Origin of the sequence: Burkholderia sp. TSV86, from assembly GCF_001522865.1 — a bacterium.
Classification (GTDB): Bacteria; Pseudomonadota; Gammaproteobacteria; order Burkholderiales; family Burkholderiaceae; genus Burkholderia.
Genome location: NZ_LOWB01000091.1, coordinates 1 through 2,298, shown reverse-complemented (window position 1 = coordinate 2,298; position 2,298 = coordinate 1). Strand labels below are relative to the sequence as shown.

Below are 2,298 nucleotides of genomic sequence, written 5' to 3'. Positions count from 1 at the left end.
GGCACGCAGCGTGTGCGGCCCGGCGAGCGGGTGAAGGCGCATCTCGTGCCGATGACGGGCGGCGACGATGCGGCGGCTGCCGCTGCGGCTCCCGCGTCGGGTGCCGCGCAGCAACGCGCGCAGAACGCTCAGAGCAACGTGCGCGCATAACGCGCAGGCGCGCTCAATCAGATAGAGCTTCCCATGAATATCTCAAAATTCTTTATTGACCGGCCGATTTTTGCCGGGGTGCTGTCGGTCATCATTCTGCTTGCCGGGTTGATCGCGATGTTCATGCTGCCGATTTCCGAGTATCCGGAAGTCGTGCCGCCGTCGGTGGTCGTCCACGCGCAGTATCCGGGCGCGAATCCGAAGGTGATCGCCGAGACGGTCGCGTCGCCGATCGAGGAGCAGATCAACGGCGTCGAGGACATGCTGTATATGCAGTCGCAGGCGAACAGCGACGGCAACATGACGATTACCGTCACGTTCAAGCTCGGCACCGATCCGGACAAGGCGACGCAGCTCGTGCAGAACCGCGTGAACCAGGCGTTGCCGCGCTTGCCGGAAGACGTGCAGCGGCTCGGGATCACGACGATCAAGAGTTCGCCGACGCTGACGATGGTCGTGCATTTGATTTCGCCGGACAACCGCTACGACATGACGTATCTGCGCAATTACGCGCTGATCAACGTGAAGGACCGGCTGTCGCGGATCCGGGGCGTCGGCCAAGTGCAGTTGTGGGGCGCGGGCGATTACGCGATGCGCGTATGGCTCGATCCGCAAAAGGTCGCGCAGCGCAATCTGGCGGCCGACGACGTCGTGAAGGCGATTCGCGATCAGAACGTGCAGGTGGCGGCGGGTGTGATCGGCGCATCGCCGACGCTGCCGGGCACGCCGCTGCAACTGTCGGTGAACGCGCGCGGGCGGTTGCAGACCGAAGAGGAGTTCGGCGACATCGTCGTGAAGACCGCGCCGGATGGCGGCGTCACGCACTTGCGCGATATCGGGCGAATCGATCTCGATGCGTCCGAGTACGGGCTGCGTTCGCTGTTGGACAATAAGCCCGCCGTCGCGATCGCGATCAATCAGTCGCCGGGTGCGAACTCGTTGCAGATCTCCGATGAAGTGCGCAAGACGATGGCCGAGCTGAAGCAGGATTTTCCGGCAGGCGTCGACTACCGGATCGTCTACGATCCGACACAATTCGTGCGTTCTTCGATCAAGGCGGTTGTCCATACGCTGCTCGAAGCGATCGCACTCGTCGTGATTGTCGTGATCGTGTTCTTGCAGACGTGGCGCGCGTCGATCATTCCGCTGATCGCCGTGCCGGTGTCGATCATCGGCACGTTCTCGCTGCTGCTGTTGTTTGGTTACTCGGTCAATGCGCTGTCATTGTTCGGGATGGTGCTTGCGATCGGGATTGTCGTCGACGATGCGATCGTGGTCGTCGAGAACGTCGAGCGGAACATCGAGAGCGGACTGTTCGCACGCGAGGCGACGTATCGCGCGATGCGTGAAGTGAGCGGGCCGATCATCGCGATCGCGTTGACGCTCGTGGCGGTGTTCGTGCCGCTCGCGTTCATGTCGGGCCTGACGGGTCAGTTCTACAAACAGTTCGCGATGACGATCGCGATCTCGACGGTGATCTCGGCGTTCAACTCGCTGACGCTGTCGCCCGCGCTGTCGGCGATCCTGCTGAAAGGGCATGGCGACAAGGAAGACTGGCTCACGCGCGTGATGAACCGCCTGCTCGGCGGTTTTTTCCGGGGTTTCAATAAGGTGTTTCATCGCGGCGCGCAGAATTATGGGCGCGGCGTGCGCGGTGTGCTGTCGAGAAAGGCGGTGATGCTCGGCGTGTATCTCGTGCTGGTCGGCGCGACCGTGATGGTGTCGCGGATCGTGCCGGGCGGCTTCGTACCCGCGCAGGACAAGGAATACCTGATCGCGTTCGCGCAGTTGCCCAATGGCGCATCGCTCGATCGCACCGAGAAGGTGATTCGCCAGATGGGCGAGATTGCGCTGAAGCAGCCTGGCGTCGAGAGCGCGGTCTCGTTTCCGGGGCTGTCGGTAAACGGCTTCACGAATAGCTCAAGCGCGGGCATCGTGTTCGTCACGCTCAAGCCGTTCGGCGAGCGGCATGGCAGCGCGCTGTCCGCCGGCGCGATCGCGGGGGCGCTGAATCAGCAGTACGCGAACATCAAGGATTCGTTCGTTGCGGTGTTCCCGCCGCCGCCGGTGCTCGGTCTCGGCACGCTCGGCGGCTTCAAGATGCAGATCGAGGATCGCGGCTCGGTCGGCTACGCGAAGCTCGCGGAT

Annotated in this window: 1 protein-coding gene and 1 pseudogene; both read left to right on the top strand. The window is 63.0% G+C overall.

Annotation, left to right across the window (positions count from 1 at the left end; translation table 11 throughout):
• Nucleotides 1–150 (top strand): annotated as a pseudogene (locus WS68_RS28400) (efflux transporter periplasmic adaptor subunit); the annotation flags it as partial.
• Between the two features lie 33 nt (nucleotides 151–183).
• The coding region (locus WS68_RS15955) for an efflux RND transporter permease subunit (RefSeq protein WP_059571731.1) at nucleotides 184–2,298 on the top strand (2,115 nt) is incomplete at its 3' end.